This window comes from Microbacterium sp. Root553, from assembly GCF_001426995.1.
Lineage (GTDB): Bacteria > Actinomycetota > Actinomycetes > Actinomycetales > Microbacteriaceae > Microbacterium.
Genome location: NZ_LMFY01000001.1, coordinates 1,091,666 through 1,111,205, shown reverse-complemented (window position 1 = coordinate 1,111,205; position 19,540 = coordinate 1,091,666). Strand labels below are relative to the sequence as shown.

Annotated in this window: 21 protein-coding genes and 3 tRNA genes; 10 read left to right on the top strand and 14 right to left on the bottom strand. The window is 67.8% G+C overall.

Translation table 11 applies throughout. From position 1 onward, the window contains the following. Window positions 1-14: 14 nt before the first annotated feature. From ASD43_RS05090 to ASD43_RS05080, 3 genes are all read left to right on the top strand, one after another. A tRNA-Ile gene (locus tag ASD43_RS05090) sits at window positions 15-88 on the top strand. Window positions 89-113: 25 nt separating this feature from the next. Further along, window positions 114-186 (top strand) — tRNA-Ala (locus ASD43_RS05085). Window positions 187-403: 217 nt separating this feature from the next. After that, on the top strand, window positions 404-667 hold the full coding sequence (locus tag ASD43_RS05080) for a hypothetical protein (protein WP_082539268.1): 264 nt from the start codon (window positions 404-406) through the stop codon (window positions 665-667). A 14-nt stretch (window positions 668-681) separates the two neighbouring features. Here ASD43_RS05080 and ASD43_RS05075 read toward each other — a convergent pair whose 3' ends face one another. The 3 genes from ASD43_RS05075 to ASD43_RS05065 all read right to left on the bottom strand — a co-directional run bounded on the left by ASD43_RS05075 (window position 682) and on the right by ASD43_RS05065 (window position 2,906). Further along, window positions 682-1,212 carry a DUF3253 domain-containing protein gene (locus tag ASD43_RS05075; protein WP_056419129.1) on the bottom strand — a complete coding sequence of 177 codons (531 nt, stop codon included), beginning with the start codon at window positions 1,210-1,212 and terminating at the stop codon, window positions 682-684. Between the two features lie 79 nt (window positions 1,213-1,291). Next, window positions 1,292-2,413, bottom strand: a complete 1,122-nt coding sequence (locus ASD43_RS05070) for a M24 family metallopeptidase (protein ID WP_056419127.1) — start codon at window positions 2,411-2,413, stop codon at window positions 1,292-1,294. Window positions 2,414-2,456: 43 nt separating this feature from the next. Then, window positions 2,457-2,906, bottom strand: a complete 450-nt coding sequence (locus ASD43_RS05065; protein WP_056414398.1) for a DUF1801 domain-containing protein — start codon at window positions 2,904-2,906, stop codon at window positions 2,457-2,459. Between the two features lie 149 nt (window positions 2,907-3,055). Here ASD43_RS05065 and ASD43_RS05060 point away from each other — a divergent pair, with 149 nt between their 5' ends. After that, on the top strand, window positions 3,056-3,478 hold the full coding sequence (locus ASD43_RS05060; RefSeq protein WP_056414396.1) for an NUDIX hydrolase: 423 nt from the start codon (window positions 3,056-3,058) through the stop codon (window positions 3,476-3,478). 1 nt (window position 3,479) lies between these two features. Here the strand turns inward: ASD43_RS05060 and ASD43_RS05055 are convergent, their stop codons facing one another. After that, window positions 3,480-3,941: an aminoacyl-tRNA deacylase gene (locus ASD43_RS05055; RefSeq protein WP_188042322.1), complete on the bottom strand. Its 462-nt coding sequence runs from the start codon at window positions 3,939-3,941 to the stop codon at window positions 3,480-3,482. A 50-nt stretch (window positions 3,942-3,991) separates the two neighbouring features. Beyond that, window positions 3,992-4,492: a hypothetical protein gene (locus tag ASD43_RS05050; protein ID WP_056419116.1), complete on the bottom strand. Its 501-nt coding sequence runs from the start codon at window positions 4,490-4,492 to the stop codon at window positions 3,992-3,994. A gap of 145 nt (window positions 4,493-4,637) precedes the next feature. On the opposite strand from ASD43_RS05050, the gene ASD43_RS05045 reads away from it, so the two are divergent. Next, on the top strand, window positions 4,638-5,195 hold the full coding sequence (locus tag ASD43_RS05045) for a peptidylprolyl isomerase (protein WP_045254020.1): 558 nt from the start codon (window positions 4,638-4,640) through the stop codon (window positions 5,193-5,195). Between the two features lie 18 nt (window positions 5,196-5,213). Further along, the gene (locus tag ASD43_RS05040) at window positions 5,214-6,113 is read left to right on the top strand and encodes a rhomboid family intramembrane serine protease (RefSeq protein WP_056414393.1); all 900 of its coding nucleotides are present in this window, start codon (window positions 5,214-5,216) and stop codon (window positions 6,111-6,113) included. A 167-nt stretch (window positions 6,114-6,280) separates the two neighbouring features. Here ASD43_RS05040 and ASD43_RS05035 read toward each other — a convergent pair whose 3' ends face one another. After that, on the bottom strand, window positions 6,281-6,520 hold the full coding sequence (locus ASD43_RS05035) for a cell division protein CrgA (protein ID WP_045254022.1): 240 nt from the start codon (window positions 6,518-6,520) through the stop codon (window positions 6,281-6,283). A gap of 84 nt (window positions 6,521-6,604) precedes the next feature. On the opposite strand from ASD43_RS05035, the gene ASD43_RS05030 reads away from it, so the two are divergent. Genes ASD43_RS05030 through ASD43_RS05025 form a run of 3 tightly spaced genes read left to right on the top strand, consistent with a single transcriptional unit; the run spans window position 6,605 to window position 8,247 of the window. Further along, complete coding sequence (locus tag ASD43_RS05030) at window positions 6,605-7,399, top strand: class E sortase (protein ID WP_056414390.1); 795 nt, start codon at window positions 6,605-6,607, stop codon at window positions 7,397-7,399. A gap of 21 nt (window positions 7,400-7,420) precedes the next feature. Continuing rightward, window positions 7,421-7,576, top strand: coding sequence for a hypothetical protein (locus ASD43_RS17390; protein ID WP_188042264.1), 156 nt, complete (start codon window positions 7,421-7,423; stop codon window positions 7,574-7,576). Then, on the top strand, window positions 7,573-8,247 hold the full coding sequence (locus ASD43_RS05025) for an anthranilate synthase component II (protein WP_056414388.1): 675 nt from the start codon (window positions 7,573-7,575) through the stop codon (window positions 8,245-8,247). Before ASD43_RS17390 ends, ASD43_RS05025 begins: the two co-directional genes overlap by 4 nt. Here ASD43_RS05025 and pknB read toward each other — a convergent pair. The 7 genes from pknB to ASD43_RS04990 form a co-directional block, all read right to left on the bottom strand. After that, window positions 8,220-9,920 (bottom strand): Stk1 family PASTA domain-containing Ser/Thr kinase, encoded by a 1,701-nt coding sequence (gene pknB / locus ASD43_RS05020; RefSeq protein WP_056414386.1) that lies wholly within the window; start codon window positions 9,918-9,920, stop codon window positions 8,220-8,222. The two genes, ASD43_RS05025 and pknB, sit on opposite strands and share 28 nt — an antisense overlap. Before the next feature lie 58 nt (window positions 9,921-9,978). Next, complete coding sequence (locus ASD43_RS05015) at window positions 9,979-11,724, bottom strand: protein kinase domain-containing protein (protein WP_082539267.1); 1,746 nt, start codon at window positions 11,722-11,724, stop codon at window positions 9,979-9,981. Continuing rightward, on the bottom strand, window positions 11,721-13,175 hold the full coding sequence (locus tag ASD43_RS05010; RefSeq protein ID WP_056414378.1) for a peptidoglycan D,D-transpeptidase FtsI family protein: 1,455 nt from the start codon (window positions 13,173-13,175) through the stop codon (window positions 11,721-11,723). Before ASD43_RS05010 ends, ASD43_RS05015 begins: the two co-directional genes overlap by 4 nt. A 168-nt stretch (window positions 13,176-13,343) precedes the next feature. Beyond that, window positions 13,344-14,729, bottom strand: a complete 1,386-nt coding sequence (locus ASD43_RS05005; protein WP_056414375.1) for an FtsW/RodA/SpoVE family cell cycle protein — start codon at window positions 14,727-14,729, stop codon at window positions 13,344-13,346. Further along, window positions 14,726-16,015, bottom strand: coding sequence for a PP2C family protein-serine/threonine phosphatase (locus ASD43_RS05000; RefSeq protein WP_056414373.1), 1,290 nt, complete (start codon window positions 16,013-16,015; stop codon window positions 14,726-14,728). The genes ASD43_RS05005 and ASD43_RS05000 overlap by 4 nt, the downstream gene beginning before the upstream one ends. Window positions 16,016-16,022: 7 nt before the next feature. Further along, window positions 16,023-16,550: an FHA domain-containing protein FhaB/FipA gene (locus ASD43_RS04995; protein ID WP_056414370.1), complete on the bottom strand. Its 528-nt coding sequence runs from the start codon at window positions 16,548-16,550 to the stop codon at window positions 16,023-16,025. Continuing rightward, window positions 16,547-17,275, bottom strand: a complete 729-nt coding sequence (locus ASD43_RS04990) for an FhaA domain-containing protein (protein ID WP_056414367.1) — start codon at window positions 17,273-17,275, stop codon at window positions 16,547-16,549. Before ASD43_RS04990 ends, ASD43_RS04995 begins: the two co-directional genes overlap by 4 nt. Window positions 17,276-17,580: 305 nt before the next feature. On the opposite strand from ASD43_RS04990, the gene ASD43_RS04985 reads away from it, so the two are divergent. Then, window positions 17,581-17,663 (top strand) — tRNA-Leu (locus ASD43_RS04985). Window positions 17,664-17,838: 175 nt separating this feature from the next. On the opposite strand, the gene ASD43_RS04980 is transcribed toward ASD43_RS04985, so the two are convergent. Next, window positions 17,839-19,476 carry a DUF4209 domain-containing protein gene (locus ASD43_RS04980; RefSeq protein WP_082539266.1) on the bottom strand — a complete coding sequence of 546 codons (1,638 nt, stop codon included), beginning with the start codon at window positions 19,474-19,476 and terminating at the stop codon, window positions 17,839-17,841. Window positions 19,477-19,540 lie beyond the last annotated feature (64 nt).

Sequence of the window (19,540 nt, the reverse complement as noted above, 5' to 3'; positions counted from 1 at the left end):
TTTCGGAGGTTGACGGGCCCATAGCTCAGGCGGTTAGAGCGCTTCACTGATAATGAAGAGGTCCCAGGTTCAAGTCCTGGTGGGCCCACTCATCAACTCAAGAAATCCCTCACGGGGCCTTAGCTCAGTTGGTAGAGCGCCTGCTTTGCAAGCAGGATGTCAGGAGTTCGAATCTCCTAGGCTCCACACTGTGTTGAGACAGTTCGAGAAGGCCCCGCCATGTGCGGGGCCTTCTCGTTTCCCGCCCTCCACAGGTGTTAACAACCCTGTTAACAACTACGGCCGCGCCACAGCTCACGACCCGACGGACCCTTCTTCCATGTCTTCGCAAGGATCGCAACCCCCCTTCTCAGCTCCGCGACTCGGGCGTAACGTGCCGGTCATGGGTGAGGAGAAGTCCACTATGGTCCAGACCGAGATCACGTTCGACGGGACGAGCTTCCTGCTGTCCCAAGACCAGGACGTGGGAGAGCTTCGTCACCGCATCGAGGAGGCGACACGAGGCACCGGCACTTTCGTCGACCTCGTCGTGGTCGGCAACAGGTCGGTGAGCGTGCTGATCACCCCACGGAGCCATGTCACCATCAGCGTCGCGACGGTCGCGTACGACTCGCGCGACACCGGCGACCTCGACTATCCCTACGGCGGGTACTACGACGTCATCTGAGACCGTCCGACGGTTCAGAGTCGCGGCCCGCGGATCATCCGCACCGGACCTCTCGCCTGGCGGATGTCGACGGTCTCGCCCTTCTGCGTGACCACGATCTCGTCGCCGTCCGCGAGGGTGCTCGCGATGCGCCGCACCTCCGGCATCAGCGCTCGCCAGGATTCTCCGCCGATCGCGCGGGCCACATCGCTCGGGCAGATCGACGAGCCGTCGCGTCTGCGCGTGAGAGCACGGATGGTCGCCGCGATCCTCTCGTCGAACGCCTCCCCTGCACGCTCGTCCCACCAGGGCGCTCCGCGCTCTCCCAGAGCGGTCTTCGCATCCTGCACGCGTCGTCGGGCATCGGACTCCGCACCTCTGACCGCGCGCCGCGCCGCCATGAGCTCATCCACCAGCTCCTGCCGGAAGGAGTCGGGGATCGACGGATCCGTCGCCCGCCAGCGGCGTCCGCCGATGATCACATGGTGACCGTCGGGAGTGCGCTCGGGTCCGCCGTCGCCGGTGTCGTCCTTCGTCGCGGAATGCGCGCCGCCGTCAGATGCCATGTCCGGCAGTCTGCCCTCGCGGTGCGACACGCGACAGGGGCTTGACCGCCCCGGGACGGGTCCGTCGGGCGATCCCGTGTCAGCCGACCGGAGTGAGCCCGTGAGGGGCGACGTTCAGGCGCTCGCATCCGTCTGCCGTCACCACGACGATGTCCTCGATGCGTGCGCCCCAGTGCCCGGCGAAGTAGATGCCGGGTTCGATGCTGAAGGCCATGCTCTCGCGAAGGACGAGGTCGTTGCCGGGCGCGATGTAGGGCTCTTCGTGCACCGAGACGCCGATTCCGTGACCCGTGCGATGCAGGAACGCCTCGGCGAGACCCGCGTCGGCCAGCACGCTGCGCGCCGCGGCATCCACGTCGTGCGCGGTCGCCCCGGGGCGCACGGCGTCGACGGCGGCCTGCTGGGCGCGCACCAGCGCGTCGATCCGTTCCGCCGCGTCGGGGGCGGGAGTTCCGACGACGTACGTGCGCGTGCTGTCGGAGTTGTAGCCGCTGGGCACCGCTCCCCCGATGTCGACGACGACGACGTCTCCGTCCTGGATGACGCGGTCCGAGACCTCATGGTGCGGGTCGGCGCCGTTCGGACCGGATCCCACGATGACGAACTCGACCGTCCGGTGCCCTTCGGCGACGATGGCGTCGGCGATGTCCGCCGCCACCTCGCGCTCGGTGCGGCCGGCACGCAGCCACTCGTGCACACGTCGGTGCACGGCGTCGATCGCCGCCCCGGCTCTGCGCAGCTCGGTCACCTCGTCGGCGTCCTTGATCATGCGGCCCTCGCGCAGCACCGGCGTCGCGAGCTCGATGTCCACGCCGAGTCTCCGTGCCAGGGGCACCGCGTGCAGTGCCGGAAGCGCGTCGGAGACGCCGACCCTGGACACCTCCCCGAGGGCGGCGGCGACGAGTTCGTACGGATCCTCGCCATCGACCCAGTCGGCGATCGCGAGACCGAGATCACCCACGGCAGTACTGCGCACCTTGGCCAGTTCCATCCGAGGGACGACGACCGTCGTAGCCGTGCCGGGGCCGAGGATCAGCGCGGTGAGGCGCTCGATCGTGTCGCCCTCGACACCCACGAGGTACTCGAGGTCTGGGCCCGGGCCCACGACGATCCCGTCGAGACCCGCCTCGGCGGCCAGGGCCGACGCCCGATCGAGTCGGGCGGCGTAGACGGATGCGGGGAAGAACGGCAGTGTGCTCACGGCATACACGCTACTGCGCGCACACCCCGCCACGCCTGCGGACTCAGCTGACGGCGAGACGGATGCGTTCGCTCAACACCTTGCGGTTGCCCGCCGACAGGTCGAGCAGCGCATATGCCGTGGGCCACATGGTGCCGTCGTCGAGGTTCGAGATCGGCTCGAAGCCGAAGGTGCCGTAGCGGGCCTTGAACTTGCTCGCGGGCTGGAAGAAGCACAGCACCTTGCCGTCCTTCCCCCACGCGGGCATGCCGTAGTAGGTGCGAGGCACCAGCTCGGGCGCGACCTCGCTGACGAGATCGTGCAACGCCGCAGACAGCGTGCGGTCATCCGCGTCGGGCAGCTTGGCGATGGCGGCCTCGAGATCGGCCAGTCCCTCTGCCCGCACGTCCTCCGGGGTCTTCTTGGAGCGCGAGCGGGACCTGCGCTTGTCGGCTGCCGCCTCCTTCATGGCCTCGCGCTCCTCCGCGCTGAAGTTCTTCTCGTCGTCCGCCATGGTCGATCCTCTCCTCGGGTGTCGCGTGATGGCTTCAGACTACGGATCGGGTAGGCGCGGTGCTTCTCGATTCCTGATCGATGTGCCGCGGCATCCGTGCATCGGACACATACGGAGACCTCTGCGTCGGCGCGAACTAGGGTGTTCTCATGGACATGCGGGTCGCGGCATACGCGGTCGTCACCGATGACGACGGGCGCATACTCCTGGCGCGCTGGATCGAGGGACGGCGGGTCGCGTGGACCATGCCGGGTGGCGGACTGGAGCCCGGTGAGGCTCCGGAAGACGCGGTGCGCCGAGAGCTGCGGGAGGAGACGGGGTACACCGTCAAGGTCGGGGAACTGCTCGGGATCCACTCGCGGGTGATTCCGGCGACTCAGCGCGTGACGCCGTCGGATCAGCCCCTGCACACCCTGCGCATCGTGTACCGGGCGACGGTGCGCGGCGGACGGCTGCGGTTCGAGACCGAGGGGTCCACCGACATGGCGGAATGGTTCCCTCGCAGAGCGGTGGCGGAGCTGCAGCGCGTCAAACTGGTCGACATCGCCCTGCGGATGGCGGGCATCCTCTGAGTCAGGCGCGCGGTTCCTCGGGGACCGAGATGTCTGCGACCGTGGCGTCGTATGCCGCGATCAGGTCGTCGGCGTCGACGAAGAGGCTGTACCCGTGGGCGCCGGCACCCATCGCGATGCGCTGACCCACGATGGACTCGTCGGCGAAGACCGGCCACGCGGTCGTGCTGCCGATCGGCACGATGGTGCCTCGTTCATAGCCCGTCGCCGCCAGAGCGAGATCCGGTTCCGGCAGACGGAGCTTGTTGACGCCGACCACGGCACGCAGCTTCGGCCACGAGATCGAGCGCCCGCCCGGCACGAGGGCGAAGAGGTAGGTGTCGTCGGACCGCTTGACGACCAGTGTCTTCACGATGCCGGAGGCGGGGATGCCGAGGAGCTCCGCTGCTTCGTAGAGGCTCCCGGCGGCGGGACGTTCGAGGATCTCGATATCGAGGCCCCGCGACGCGGCGGCCTCCCGCACCCGCGCATGAAGATCCGCCGGCTCGGAAGCCGGCGGATCCGATGGTGATGTCACGCGTCGGGCGCGGAGAGCGGGTCGTCGGCGACCCAGAGCTCGTCGTCCGCGCGGAGTGCCTGCCAGGCGGCGTACAGCACGCCGGCCGCGGCTGCGGCACCGAGGATGATCGCGATGATCGACCCGGCGCTGGGGCCCTTCGGCTCGGGCTTCGTCGCCTTGCGGACCTTCTTCACGACGCCTTCGCGCTTGGAGTTCGCGACGTCCCACGCGGTGAGCGCCGTGCCCACGACGCCACCGACGATCGGGACGACCTTGTCGTCGACGACGTGATGACCGAAACGGACTCCGCGATCGACGACCGGCGCCACGCGACGGTTGTAGGTGTCCTGCACGACGGGTCCGACCTGCTCGCGGCCGAAGTGGCCGAGCTGGCGTCCGGCCTCACGCGCGACGTCGGCCGCATGGCCGACCAGGACCTGCTGGTTCTCCCAGAGCTGGTTCGCGTCGGACTGAAGACGACGCAGCTCCTTCTTCCGCTTGCGGCTGATGCTCACGATGCTCTCCTGTCGATTGGAGTACGGGTTCCCCATCTTGCCACGCGACCCTGGACGGGGGGAGGGAATCGCCGAACCCTTGCATCTGGCGTCGATCAGCGCTAGCGCACGGCCCGCGCACCGGAAGCTCTGAGAGAATGAACGCATGGTCAACGCTTCTCATGTCGCAACCCTGCACACCAACCACGGTGACATCGTCATCAACCTCTTCGGAGATCACGCCCCGAAGACGGTCAAGAACTTCGTCGGTCTCGCCGACGGCACCCAGGACTGGACGCACCCCGCCACCGGCAAGCCGGGCGAGGGCCCCCTGTACAAGGACGTCGTCTTCCACCGCATCATCCCGAACTTCATGATCCAGGGCGGCGACCCGCTCGGACAGGGCGTCGGCGGCCCCGGCTACAACTTCGACGACGAGATCAACATGGAGCTCACCTTCGCCGAGCCCTACATCCTCGCCATGGCCAACGCCGGCCTGCGTCGCAACGCCATCACCGGCAAGGCCGAGGGCACCAACGGCTCGCAGTTCTTCATCACCACCGACCCGACCCCCTGGCTGCAGGGCAAGCACACGATCTTCGGCGAGGTCGCCGATGACGCCTCCAAGGCCGTCGTCGACAAGATCGCCGCTGTCCCGACCGCTGCGGGCGACCGCCCGATCGAGCCGGTCGTGCTGCAGTCGATCGACATCGTCGCAGCCTGACGACGCGGGCCGATCCGGATGACGACGCCTGAGTTCGCGGGCAATCGCGACAACTTCTGCTACCGGCATCCGGATCGGCAGAGCTTCGTGCTCTGTCAGCGGTGCCTGCGCACGATCTGCCCCGAGTGCCAGACGCAGGCCGCCGTCGGCGTGATCTGCCCCGAGTGCATGGCTGAGCAGCGCAAGAGCCGCACTCCCGCGCAGAAGCGGGCCGAGCGCCGATGGGGCGGTCGCAACACCGCCACGGCGACCGTGCGCAGCGGCAAGCCGATGGTGACGTACGCGCTGCTCGCTATCACCTCGTTCATCGGTCTCGTGCAGCTGATCCCCGGCCTCGGCGACGCCGTCACGGCGCAGCTGCTGTTCGCGCCGAGGTACCTGTACCCCGATCTCTCGCTCCTGCCCTTCGAGCCGTGGCGACTGCTCACCGCGGTCTTCGCGCACGGCGGGTTCCTTCATCTCGCTCTGAACATGCTCGCCCTGTGGATGCTGGGGCAGAACCTCGAGCCGATGCTGGGCCGGGCGCGCTATCTCTCGCTCTACCTGATCAGCGGACTCGGCGGCTCCGTCGCTGTCGCGCTGCTCGATCCCTTCGGTGCGACCGTCGGTGCGTCCGGCGCGATCTTCGGCCTGATGGCCGCCCTCCTCATCATCGGACGGCACATCGGCGCGAACGTCACCGGCATCCTCGTGATCCTCGGCATCAACTTCATCATCGGGTTCGTGATCGGCGGGATCGCCTGGCAGGCGCACCTCGGCGGTGCGATCGTCGGAGCGCTCGTCGCGTTCATCCTCACCCGTACCCGGCGTCGAGAGCAGCGGATCGCGCAGATCCTGCTGCTCGCAGCGGTCGTCGTCGCGCTGGTGCTGCTCGTCTTCGTGCTCGCCCCCTTCCTGATCACGACCGTTTACTCCTGATCAGAAATTGTTAACAGGGTTCTCAACCGGTGTGAATAACATCCGTGTAATTCTCCCCAGGGTGGGGATAACCTGTGGATAACTCGGACGTCCGATCGACGCAGTACACAGAAGAAGGCCCCTTCCGCAGATGCGGGAGGGGCCTTCTTCGAAGCGACGGCGGCGGGTCAGCGCCAGCGGGTGGTCATCAGGAAGCCGATCAGGGCGATGCCGAGGCCGATGGCCAGGTTCCAGTTGTCGAGGCCCGGAATCGGGAACTGCATGCCCGAGATGTAGAACACGAGGATCCACGCCAGGCCGAGCAGCATGAAGCCGACCATCACCGGCTTGAACCACACGGCGTTGGGCGCGGCTTCGCCTTCGCTGCGCGGAACTTCGGGTTCTTCGGTGTTACGGTCGCGTGCCATTCCGCCAGTGTACCGAAGTCTCGTATATCGCACGGAATCCCGCGGTGTGGGCGGGACTCCAGGTCTGGGCGATAAGATCACGCCATGACTGCATCCGTCGTCTCGGGGGAGCGACGCCTTCGCCGTCGCCGCCGTCGCCCGCGCGCGACCTTCACGGGAGTCCTCGGCGAGCTGCTGCTCACCGCCGGCGTGCTCGTGCTGCTGTTCGTCGCGTGGCAGATGTGGATCGGCGACATCATCATCAGCGCCCAGAAGAACGACGAGGGCGCGGCGGTCTCGCAGGAGTGGGCCGAAGGACCGCCGCCCGAGCTGCCACCCGTCATCGAGACCGACGACGGCACCACGGTCTACGAGCCGGTGATCCCTGCCCCGCCCGCCGACACCGAGCGCCTCGGCAACATGCACGTGCCGCGCTTCGGCACCGCGTACAACGTCGGCATCTACGGCGGCACGAGCCGCGCCCGCACACTCGACGACCTGGGAATCGGCGTCTACACCGACTCGAAGATGCCCGGCGAGGTCGGCAACTTCTCGATGGCCGGACACCGCACCACCTGGGGAAAGCCCTTCAACCAGCTCGACAAGCTGCAGCTCGGCGACGCGATCGTCGTCGAGACGCCCGACGGCTGGTTCACCTACCGCTTCCGCACGCTCGAGTACGTCAAGCCCAGCCAGACAGAGGTGCTGCTCGACGTGCCGCAGATGCCCGGCGCTGAGACGGGGGAGCGGTACATCACCCTCACCGCATGCTCCCCGCTGTACTCGCTCGCTGAGCGCATCGTGGCCTACGGCGTGTTCGAGAGCTTCCAGCCGCGCGCCGAGGGCCCGCCCCCAGCCCTGACCGATCCGCCCCCGCCGCCGGCCGGCCCGTCGATCTAGCCCGAAGGAACGAGACGACACATGTATGCAGCCCTCTGGCGCCTGCTGCCCGGTCCGTGGTGGCTCAAGCTCTTCCTCCTCCTCGTCCTGATCGCGGCCGTGCTCTACGGTCTGTTCTGGTTCGTGTTCCCCTGGATCAGCCCGATCGTCGCCCCCGGGGAGGTCGACCTCGAATGACGCGAGTGCTCGTCGTGGACAATCACGACAGCTTCGTGCACACCCTGGTCGGATATCTGCGAGAGCTCGGCGCCGAGGTGACGCTCGTCGAGGCCGATGCGGTGGACGCCACCGCGCTCGAGCGACTGCTCGCCGACGTCGACGGCGTGATGGTCTCACCCGGGCCCGGATCGCCTGACGAAGCAGGCTCCTCGCTCGACGCCGTGCGCATCGCGGCGCGCACGCGCAGGCCGCTGCTCGGCGTCTGCCTCGGACACCAGGTCATCGGCGCCGCGTTCGGCGCGCCGGTCACCGAGGCGCCCGAACTGATGCACGGGATGGTGTCGCACGTCGTGCACGACGGGTCCGCGCTGTTCGCCGGCATCCCGTCGCCCTTCACCGCCGGGCGGTACCACTCACTGGCGTTGGCGGAGTCGACGCTGCCCGATGACGTCGTCGTCACCGCGCGTGCCGGCAGCGGCACCGTGATGGCACTGCAGCACACGACGCTGCCCGTCGTCGGAGTGCAGTTCCACCCGGAGAGCGTGCTCACCGAGGGCGGGTACCGACTCCTCGCGAACTGGCTGCGGATGTGCGGCGACGACGCCGCCGTCGCACGATCGGAACGGCTGCATCCGCTGGCGGCATCCGGCGGGGGTCGGAGTCAGCCCGCCGCCGCCGCTGCGCAGTAGCGCAGTTCGACCGTCGACCCGATCTCGACATCGCCCGGCGCGGCCGACATCGAGGCGACCGTCGGTGGCGTCGCTCCGGGGCAGTCGGTGAGCTCGACCGGGCTCGGCGTGAGGCCGATGCGCTCGAGCTCCGCCTGCGCCGCCTCCAGCGTCCAGCCGGTGACGTCGGTGAGGGTCACGCGACCGCTCGCGACCACGAGGTTCACGACCGTCTTCGGTGCGACCTCCGTCTCGGCCGTCTCGCTCGCCTCCATCACGGTGTCCGCTGCCAGACCGTTGTCGTTCTGCTGTCTCACCGTGCCGAGTTCGAGGCCGGCGGCCGCGAGGGCGTCCTTCGCCGCCGAGAGAGACAGGCCCTCCAGGATCGGCACCACCACGGTCTCCTTGCCGGATGACACGTAGACGGTCACCGAGTCGCCTTCCCGCACCGCTGTCCCCGCCTCGGGGTCGGTGCGGATGACATTGCCCTCGGTGATGTCGCTGCTCGATTCGAGGATGAGCTTCGCCGTGAGATCGAGTTCGCTCAGGTCGTCCTGTGCGCGTTCTGACGACACGTTCACGAGGTCGGGCACCTGCCGTGACGTCGACGGCACCTCGTCGGGACGCATGCTGAGCGTCCACACCCAGAACAGCACGGACGCCAGCAGCACGGCGAGGAGTGCGACGCCAGCCCAGATCCAGGCGACGGGCGGACCGGACTGCGTCCGCGCCATCGTCGTGTCGGTGCTCAGCTGCCTGAGCGAGCGGGCGGTCTCCTGTGCGGCGCGGGGACTCGGACCGTAGAGCTCGCTGGTCAGGGCCCCGAGCTCCTTGCGGGTCGGAGCATGACCGGACACCGCGGAATCCAGCGCGGAACGGAAGTGCGCGGCATCCGGGTACCGCTGGTACGGGTCCTTCGCGAGAGCGCGCAGCACGATCGGATCGAGGGCTCCGGGGGAGTCCTCGTTGACCTCGGTCGGCGGCACGGGAGTCTCGCTCACGTGCTGGTACGCGACGGCGACGGGCGACTCGCCGCGGAACGGCTGGCGCCCGGTGAGCAGCTCGTACAGCACGACACCGGTGGAGTAGAGGTCGGCACGCGCGTCGACCGGCTCGCCCTTGGCCTGCTCGGGCGAGAAGTAGGCGGCGGTGCCGATGATCTGCGTGGTCTCGGCGACCGTCGAGGAGGAGTCCGACACGGCTCGGGCGATGCCGAAGTCCATGACCTTGACCTGGCCCTTGTCGGTGACCATGACGTTGCCCGGCTTGATGTCGCGGTGCACGACGCCCGCGCGGTGCGAGTAGTCGAGCGCCTCGAGGATGCCGTCGACGTAGCGCACCGCGTCGTCGACGGGCACGGGGCCCTTGGCGATGATGTCCTTCAGCAGCGTGCCGCTGATCAGCTCCATGACGATGTACGGCGGCTCATCCGTTCCGCTGTCGGCCGTCGAGGGATCGCCGGCGTCGTAGACGCGGACGATGGACGGGTGCGACATGCGTGAGGCCGACTGCGCCTCGAGGCGGAACCGCGTGCGGAACGCCGTGTCACGAGCGAGCTCGGGGTCGAGGATCTTGATGGCCACCGCACGACCGAGCGTCAGGTCCTGGCCGCGGTAGACCTTCGCCATCCCGCCGTGCCCGATGAGCTCGTCGACGCGGTAGCGTCCCGCGAGAACGCGTGGCTCTGTCGACACGTACTGACCCCCTGATACCAGCTGATGAATTCTTTCAGACTACGGTGCGATCGTCCGATCAGCCCTTGTCGTCGCCACCCTCTGTCACAGCGGGGATGATCACGACGCCCTTCATGGCATCCGACTGCTCGGACGGCATGTCGCTTCCGCAGAAGACGCGGAAGGTCGCGGTGATGCTCTGTCCCGCGGTTCCGGGGATGATCTGGGTCGACAGGATGCTCGGTCCGAAGCTGCGGATCGACTCACCCGGGTTCCCGCCCGAGAACGTGGCGTTCGTGAGCGTCACCTCGAAGGCGGATCGTGCCGGCGTGCCGGAGGGGCACTCGAACGACGGCCAGTTGAGCGTGACGGGCTCACCCTCGGTGGGCGTCCCGGCGAGCGTCGGGGTTCCCGTGGGCTTGCCGACCTGGACCTGCGCCTTGTAGGTGGTCAGAGTGAGGACGGTGCCCGGGGGCACGTTGCCGCCGGGCTGGACGGACTCAACCGTCCCCTCCTGCTCGGCGCTCGACGCCACGGAGTTGCCTTCGATGCACTCGGCCTGCAGGCCGGCGTTGGTCGCCGCGGCGCGCGCGGCCTCGCACTGCATGCCCTCGAGGCCGAGAGCATCGACGTCGACCAGCTCGGGCTCCGGCGTCGGCGTGTCCGACGGCGTCGGCGTGTTCGAGGGCGTGGGCGGCGGAGTGGTGGCGGTCGTCTCGACCGGGGCGGGGTCGGCGTCACCCTGATTCGTCAGCGCGAAGACGGTTCCGCCGAGCACGATGACCAGCAGGGCGATGAGGGCGATGAGCGGCCAGGTCCACGGACTGCGCTTCTTCTTCGGCGTCCCGGCATTGTCCTCCGCGGCGACTCCGGTGGGGAGCTGTGCGGTGGTGGGGAGGATGCGGGTCGCTCCCTCGGCGCCGGACGACGTGAGAAGCCGGGTCGCGTCGTCGGACGCGATACCGCCCGTGGCGATGGCGGGCACCGCGATGGCCGCGGAGTTCAGGTCGCCGCGACGCAGCGCCTGGGCGGCGCGAGCGACGGTGGCCGACGACGACGGGCGATCGGACGGCTTCTTGGCGATCATCGCCATGACGAGGTTCTGCACCGGGATCGGCACCGTGGGCGGCAGCGGCGGGGGCTGCTCGTTGATCTGCGCCATCGCGATCGCGACCTGCGACTCACCCGTGAACGGACGCTTGCCCGCGAGGGACTCGTAGGCCACGATGCCGAGCGAGTAGGTGTCGGTCGCCGGCGATGCCGGGTGTCCCGACGCCTGCTCCGGCGACAGGTACTGCACGGTTCCCATCACCTGACCGGTGGCCGTCAGCGGCACCTGGTCGGCGATGCGGGCGATTCCGAAGTCGGTGATCTTGACGCGGCCGTCGGGCGTGATCAGCAGGTTCCCCGGCTTGATGTCACGGTGCACGAGTCCGGCGGCGTGCGCTGCCTGCAGAGCGGATGCCGTCTGGGCGACGATGTCGAGCGTCTTGTCGGCGCTCAGCGCACCGTCGCGCTCGAGAAGGGTCGACAGTGCCTCGCCGGGCACGAGCTCCATGACGAGGTAGGCGCTGCCGTTCTCCTCGCCGTAGTCGAAGACGCTCGCGATCCCCTCGTGGTTGACGAGCGCGGCGTGCCGCGCCTCCGCGCGGAACCGCTCGAGGAACCCGGGGTCCCCCATGTACTCGTCCTTGAGGATCTTGATGGCCACGGTGCGTCCGATGACGTGATCCGTCGCCTCCCACACCTCGCCCATGCCGCCGATCGCAATACGCGACTGCAGCTCGTAGCGACCACCGAACGACACACCCTGCGTCGGTCTCATCTGCCCAGCACCGCCTCTATGACCTTCTTCGCAATCGGAGCGGCGATGGTGTCGCCGGATCCTGACTGCCCCTGTCCGCCGCCGTCTTCGACGAGGACCGCTACTGCCACCTCGGGGTCGTTCGCCGGTGCGAAACCGGTGAACCACAACGTGTAAGGCTTGTTTCCGTTCTCGGTCGTACCGGTCTTCCCGGCGACATCGACCCCATCTATTCTTGCACCCTGGGCAGCGCCGTTCGAGACACTGGCGACCATCGACGCCGTCACCTGATCGGCGACCGTGGCGTCGAGTGCACGCCCGAACTCGGTGTCATCGAACGCCCGCACCACCGAGAGATCGTTGCCGATCACCGTGTCGACGAGTCGGGGGTTCATGATCACGCCGTCGTTCGCGATCCCCGCCGACAGCATGGCGATCTGCAGGGGTGTCGCGGTGACCTGGCCCTGGCCGAATCCCGACAGCGCGGTCTGCGCGTCGTCGAGACCCTGGGGGTAGCTCGACGGCGTCGACTCCAGGGGTGTGGAGAAGCTCTTGTTGAAGCCGAACTTCTCGGCCATCTCGCGGATCTTGTCGTCGCCGAGCTGCACGGCGAGCTCCGCCATCGGGATGTTGCAGCTGAGCCTGATCGCCTCGGAGATCGTGACCGTGTCGCCGTCGCCGCAGGTGCCACCCCAGGCGTTGGCCACGGTGTTGTTCGACCCCGGCAGCTGGAAGCGCGCGGGGTTGGGCAGTGTGGAGTCCGGCGTCCAGTCTCCCGACTCGTACGCGGCAGCCGCGACGATGAGCTTGAAGGTCGAGCCCGGCGGGTTGAGGTCGCCGGCGATGGCCCGGTTCGACAGCGGCTTGTTCGCATCGGCGACGAGCTGGTCGTAGGTCGCGTTCGCGGCATCCGCATCGTGGGTCGCCAGCAGATTGGTGTCGAACCCCGGGGTCGAGGCCATCGCGAGGATGCGTCCGGTCTTCGGCTCGATCGCGACCACAGCGCCGTTGAGGCCCTGCAGAGCCTGGTATGCGGCGGTCTGCGCCGCGGTGTCGAGGCTGAGCTCGACGCTGAAGCCGGTCTGCGGCTGGCCGGAGAGGATGCGCTCGATCTCCGAGAAGAACGCGCTGGATCCGGTACCCGAGAGGTCGGCGTTCATCGCGCGCTCGATGCCGGTCGCCGACTGCAGAGCGGGGTTGAAGTACCCGGTGACCGGCTCCCACATCGCCCCGTCGGTGTAGACGCGCTGGAACTGGTAGCGGTCGTCCGCCGGGTTCGACGAGGCGATCGCGACGTCGTCGACGATGATCGATCCGCGCTGGATCTCGTAGCTGTCGAGCAGAGTCCGGCGGTTGTTGGGGTCCTGGGCGAGGGTGTCGGCCTCGACGACCTGGATCCAGCTGGTCGCGGCGAACAGCGAGATGAACATGAACAGCATCACGATGCTGAGACGGCGGAGTTCTTTGGTCATGCGACGCCCCCTTGGGCGGAGTGCGCGCCGGTCACTGAGCGCTCCAGGACTCGTCGCTGCGCCCCGGTTCCTGAGCGCTCTTGGGCTCGTCGCTGCGCCCCGGTTCCTGAGCGAGCGAAGCGAGACGAAGGGCGCTCAGCGGCCGAACCTACGAAAGCTTGGGTCATGTCAGCCGATCACCGCCCGGGGTTGGCTACGGACACCGTCGGAGATGCGCAGCAGAACGGCCACGATCAGCCAGTTGGCGACGAGGGAGGATCCACCGGCGGCGAGGAACGGCGTGGTGAGACCGGTGAGCGGGATGACGCGGGTCACGCCGCCGACCATGATGAAGACCTGCAGCGCGATCGTGAACGAGAGGCCTGTCGCGAGGAGTTTGCCGAAGTCGTCCTGACCGGCGAGGCCGATGCGGATGCCGCGGCTGACGAACACCATGTAGAGGCAGAGGATCGCGAACAGCCCGACGAGGCCGATCTCCTCGCCGAGGCTCGTGATGATGTAGTCGCTGTGCGCGAGGGGAGTGACCTCGGGGCGCCCCTGACCCCAGCCCGTGCCGAGCAGCCCGCCGTGTGCGAGGCCGAAGAGACCCTGCATGGGCTGGAACCCGGCGCCGTCGGGGTCGACCTTCTCGGGATCGAACAGGAACAGCCAGTTGACGAAGCGCCCCTGTACGTAGCTGAGGATCTGCGTCGCCACGGCGACACCTGCAGCGACCAGGGCGAGGCCGATGAGCACCCAGCTGGTCTTGCCGGTGGCGACGTAGAGCATCGCCACGAACATGCCGAAGATCAGGGTTCCCGTGCCCAGGTCGCGTTGGATGACGATGATGCCGAGTGAGACCGCCCACACCACCAGCACCGGACCGAGCTCCCGCATCCGCGGCCAGGTGATGCCGAGGAACTTGGTTCCCACCGATGTGAGGCTCTCTCGGGTGCGCACCAGGTAGCCGGCGAAGAAGATGGCGAGGCAGATCTTCGCGAGCTCGCCGGGCTGGAAGGCGAACATGCCGCCGAGCGACACCCACACGGCGGCGTTGGCGTCGGGGATGCGCAGGCCGGGCACGAACGGCAGCAGCAGCAGCAGGATGCCGGAGAGTCCGAAGATGTAGGTGTAGCGGAACAGCACGCGGTAGTTGCGCAGCAGGATGACGCAGGCGATCGCGCCGGCGAGCGAGATCGCCGACCAGGCGAGCTGCTTCGTCGAGTAGGCGTTCCAGCCGGTGAGCGACTTGGCGATGTCGATGCGGTAGATCATCGCGATGCCGAGGCCGGTGAGCAGGGTCGCGATCGGCAGCACGAACGGGTCGGCGTCGGAGGCGACGGCGCGCAGCACGAAATGCACGGCGAAGGCGAGCACAGCCAGGCCGCCGCCGATCGCGAGGATCATCGGGTCGATCAGGCCGAGCGCGCCGAGCTGCACCAGGGTGAGCGATGCGCCGCTGATCGCGACCGCGAAGAGCAGCAGCCAGAACTCGCGGTTGCGCTGCGTCTGCGGCATCCGCATGCGCCGGAGCGCCGTGATGACGCTCGTGTCCGCCGTGACGTCGGTGGTCATCCCGCATCCTCCGTCGGCGTGGGCAGGGGAGTGGGCAGCGGCGTCTCGCCGGTGACGCGATCGGCGCCGGCCTGCAGACGTGCGACGATCGCCTCGGCGTCGGAGAACGACCGGGCGGTGATCGTGCGCTCCACGGAGTCGCGCTGGTACGGCGGCAGGTTCGCGAGCAGGATGTCGGTGTCGCGCAGGGGAGTCGAGAGTGTGATCGGCCCGATGTTCTGCTGCACGCCCTGATAGATCACGACGCTGTCGTCATCGGCGCCGACGAAGTAGCGCGTCTGGGTCCAGCTGTAGGCGGCGAACGCGGCGAACGCGAGCATCGCGAGTACGACCAGCATCCCGGCGATCCAGCCCCAGCGGCGGCGCTTGGCGCGACGGCGGTCCTCTTCGATGAGCTCCTCGAGGTACTCGGGTGCCGGCTCGAAGTGGCTGGGTTCGTTGGCGGCCTGGCGCACAGGGTGCAGCCAGTTGCCGCGGGGGGCGCGCACCGGCGGGACCGTGACGTTCGAGGGGTTCGACGCGGACCCGACGATCGTGGGCGTGCCCGAGTGCATGGCGTGCTGCCCGCCGACCTCGACGAGCACGATCGTGACGTTGTCGGGGGCACCGCCGTCGAGCGCCTGCTTGAGCAGGTTGTCGGAGGTGCGCCCAGGGGCCATGCCCATGCGCATCGCCTTGAGGATGTGGTCCTCGTCGACGACCCCGGAGAGACCGTCGGAGCAGAGCAGCCAGCGGTCGCCCGGCTGGGTGTGCATGACGAACATGTCGAGCTCGGGATCGGCGTCCATGTCGCTCAGCACGCGCATGAGCACCGAGCGCCGAGGGTGGTAGCGGGCTTCCTCGGGGGTGATGCGTCCCGAGTCCACCAACCGCTGCACGAATGTGTGGTCCGCCGTGATCTGGGTCACCGCGTCGTCGCGGTACAGGTAGATGCGCGAGTCGCCGATGTGGCCGATGACCGCGTAGTCGTCGACCATGATGATGGCGCTGAGCGTGGTGCCGAGACCGGCGAGCTCGGGGCGATCCTTCGCGGCGCGGATCAGGTCGCCCGCAGCCGTCGTGGCGGCCGCCTGCAGTGAGGCCTGGGCGTCTTCGACCGACGCGTAGGGCTGATCGAGCGGCTCCAGCCGGTGGATCGCGATGCTCGAGGCGACGTCCCCGCCCGCGTGGCCACCCATGCCGTCGGCCACGACGAAGAGGTTCGCCCCGGAGTACCCGGAATCCTGGTTGTTGGAGCGGACCTTCCCGGTATGGGAGATCGCGGCGCTCGAGCCTTCGAAGACCATGCCCGGTTCAGGCTCGCAGCTCGAAGGTCGTGGCGCCCACCTTGATCGGGGTGCCGAGCGAGAGACCGACCGGACCACCGGTGACGCGCTGACCGGCGACGAAGGTGCCGTTCGTCGAGTCGAGGTCCTGGATCGCCCAGCTGTCGCCGCGCAGCATCAGGCGCGCGTGATGGCTGGAGGTGTAGTCGTCGCGGATCACCAGCGCCGACTCGCTCGAGCGTCCGATGGTCAGGGTGTCGGTGCCCAGCGGCAGCTCCAGACCGGCCTTGGGTCCTGAGGTGATCACGAGCCGCTTGGCGGTCGCGATGGTCGCGGGACCGGTGCTGGCCTTGGCCGATGCGGGGCGCGATGCGACGGGTGCCGCGGCCGGTGCCGGAGCGGGCGCGCCCGCGGTGGCCTCGGCCGGGAGCTTGCGCACCTTCATGCCGAACAGATCGGCACGCAGCGAGTAGATGACGCCGAAGACGAAGAACCACAGCAGCAGCAGGAAGCCGATGCGCAGCAGCAGGAGGACGAGCTCACTGGGTGTGCTCACGAGAAGGCTCCGAACGCACGGGTCGCATCGTCGTCACGCGGCCGAGAAGGGCGTGACGGGGTGGCGACGGGAACGATGCGGAACACCAGGTCGGTGCGTCCGATGGTCATGGTGGTGTCGGTGGGGAGTGCGGCCTCGCGCACCTTCTGACCGTTCACCTTGGTGCCGTTAGTCGAGCCGAGGTCGCGCATCATGGCGCGCTCGCCGTCCCAGAGGACCTCGATGTGCTTGCGGCTGGATCCGGCATCCCCGATCGTGATGTCGGCATCCGAGCCACGTCCGATGACCGTGCGAGCGCGGGTGAGGGGGTGGCGCCGACCGTCGACGTCGATCACCGCCTGCCAGTTGACGCGGCCCTCGACGGTTCCCGAGCTGACGTTGACGGTGCCAGTGGCGACCTTGTCGTCTGCCTCGAGGTCGATCGAGAGCGGCCCCGAGAAGCTGTAGCCCTGGGACTTCGCGTGCTTCGAGAGAAGAGCGTGCAGCTCGTCGGTCAGGGCTGCGCCCAGCGTCCGCATGCGCTCGGCGTCGTCGGTGCTCAGGCGCACGACGAAGCTGTTGGGCGCGATGATGCGGTCACGGCTCACCACGGCCGCCTTGGTGTCGGCTTCACGCCGCAGGGCCGAAGCGATCTCCACAGGCTGGATGCCGCTGCGGAAGGTCTTCGCGAACGCGCTGTTCACAGCGCGCTCGAGACCCTTCTCAAAGCTGTCAAGTAGTCCCACTGGGCTCCTCTGGCATACCGACCGGTAGGGACATCGTAGCCAGGTGGCCTGGGTGAACGCCCTCGCGAGGCGGGAGAACGCCGAGAATCCGGGGGAGAGGGGGAGTGTGGAGGCATCCCGTGGTGGTGTCTCGAGCTCGTCGATCGGTGCCGGATGCCGGACCTCGGCACGTCTGCAGGACCAGAACGGCCGTCTCGTCCTGCATCCGTGCCCGGGTCCTGCCGATGGTCGCGACCCCGGTTTCTTCGCAGGGCGGATCGCGTGATATCTTTGGGAAGTTGAGTTCTTCGGAGCCCGACAGACTCGCGCGAGTGGCGGAATGGTAGACGCGCTGGCTTCAGGTGCCAGTGTCCTTATGGACGTGGGGGTTCAAGTCCCCCCTCGCGCACAGCGGGGCCTGTTCGTTGATTCAGGGCCATCTGTTCGTACAGGAAGAGCCGGTTAGAAGTTATTTCTGACCGGCTCTTCACGTTTCTGCTTGGTCGCAGCGGTCTGCATGAGTCGGCGCCTCGCGTGTTGCGTTGCCGCTCCATCACTACGGATCCAGCTTCTCGTGAACAGGGTCAGGGCTTGCCTCTGATGGTGCTCGGGCCTGGAAGCGGTGTGCGAAGGAGTTTCCAACAGAGCCACCACGCGTACATCGTCATCAGCGAGCTCTCCTCGTCGTCGCGGAGTCCGTGCGCGTAATCGTTGCGGAGGTTCGGTCCGAACGGCGAACAGAAGAGAGCGCGGATCTCGAACGCGATATCGGTGCCGAGGAGATCATCGACCCGTCCCGGCTTCATCAGCGACGAGAGACTGTTCTCGATCACTCCCTTGTTCGCGTTCATCCGGCTTGTCGGAACGCCGTGCCGCCGCAACAGCATCCGCACCATATGCTCCAGCTGTGGCCCCAGCCGCTCGACGGCGTCAACGGAATCACCCTCGTAACCGCTGAACAGCGCTCGTCCGACACTTCTCTCACGACCGTCCGGAACCAGGGCGCTGTCGCTTGCCATAGCGACGAAGTCGTCGAGCCTGAGCGTATGATCCTCCCTGAGAACATGGAGAGCCGGAGCGATAGCTGCGGCGGCAATTAGGTATGCCCGAGACTGGTGGGCGTGAATCATCTGTCTCCACACCTTCGTCGGCACTCCGTATCCGTGTGACGTCTCGTCCCGTCGGGGATCCACCCGCGCCACGATCTGTCCTGTTGGGCCGATGTGGTTCACCGCGAATTTGCTCAGCAGGCTCGTCGTCGCATACCGGGCGGCGTCGTCCGCAGCCGGACCGGACCGGGCGAACGGCATCCGGGAGAGGAATGAGGTGACGGCTGCGCTCGTGCTCTTCCCGCGGACCGCTGCGACGGCTTCCGCCATCACCTCTGGGGGGATGGAGAGTGGCGTCACTGTCTTGTGCATACTGTCCCGAAGCCAGATGGAGGCGTCCTGACGAACCCCAGCCAGACGGTCGCGAAGTGTCTGGGCCTCAGCGCTCGTGTCGCGCTGCAAGACGTCTAGCGCCTCGTCGACGTCGGTTATGGCCTGGGGTGGGGAGCTGGTCACCAGCGTCGCCGCACGCTCTAAAAGCAGTGCGGACACCTGGCGAGCAATGGCGCGCTTGTCTCCGTGATGGCTCCAGTGCAGCGCCTCGCGGAGGATGGTGAGACGGCTGGGGTCGGACTCTTCGCGATCTGCGGCTGCGGTAAGGAGCGGTGCGATTCGAGCCGTGTGCCGCGACGCCTTCGAAACGCGCCCGCGGGCAAGAGAAAGGTTCACGGCCGCCAGATAGTCGGAGCTGTGTTGCATCCGGTCCACCAGCGCCGCATCTATGCGTTCAAGCTCTTCAGGCGATGACTCAACCACGAGGGCCACGGCCCGCGTGCACACGTGAAGCTCTGCCGGCTTGAGAGCCGAGGGAGCCGTCTCAAGGAGCTCGATGACTCCCGCGTATACGCGCGCCTCGTGATGGGTTCGGGTGTCGTCTGCGGAGCTCAGCATCAGGACATCGTGCACGCGGATGCGTGTCAGCAGGTCGGGGATGTCGTCGACGGCGGACGTCAACGTGGCCAGCTCGTCAGCCGTCAGATCGGATGGACCGCGGAGACGTCCGTCTGCGTCGCGAAGGTAGCCGGCATAAGGCTTGTCGATGTTCTGCGGACGTAAGGCGAAGTCACGAACCAACCCCACCAGGTTTACCCACGTGGCATCGCTGTCATCCATAGTTTGACACTAGCGAGGTGCAGAGATCTAACGCGTGAATCGTCACGTGCCGCGCTATCGCCGT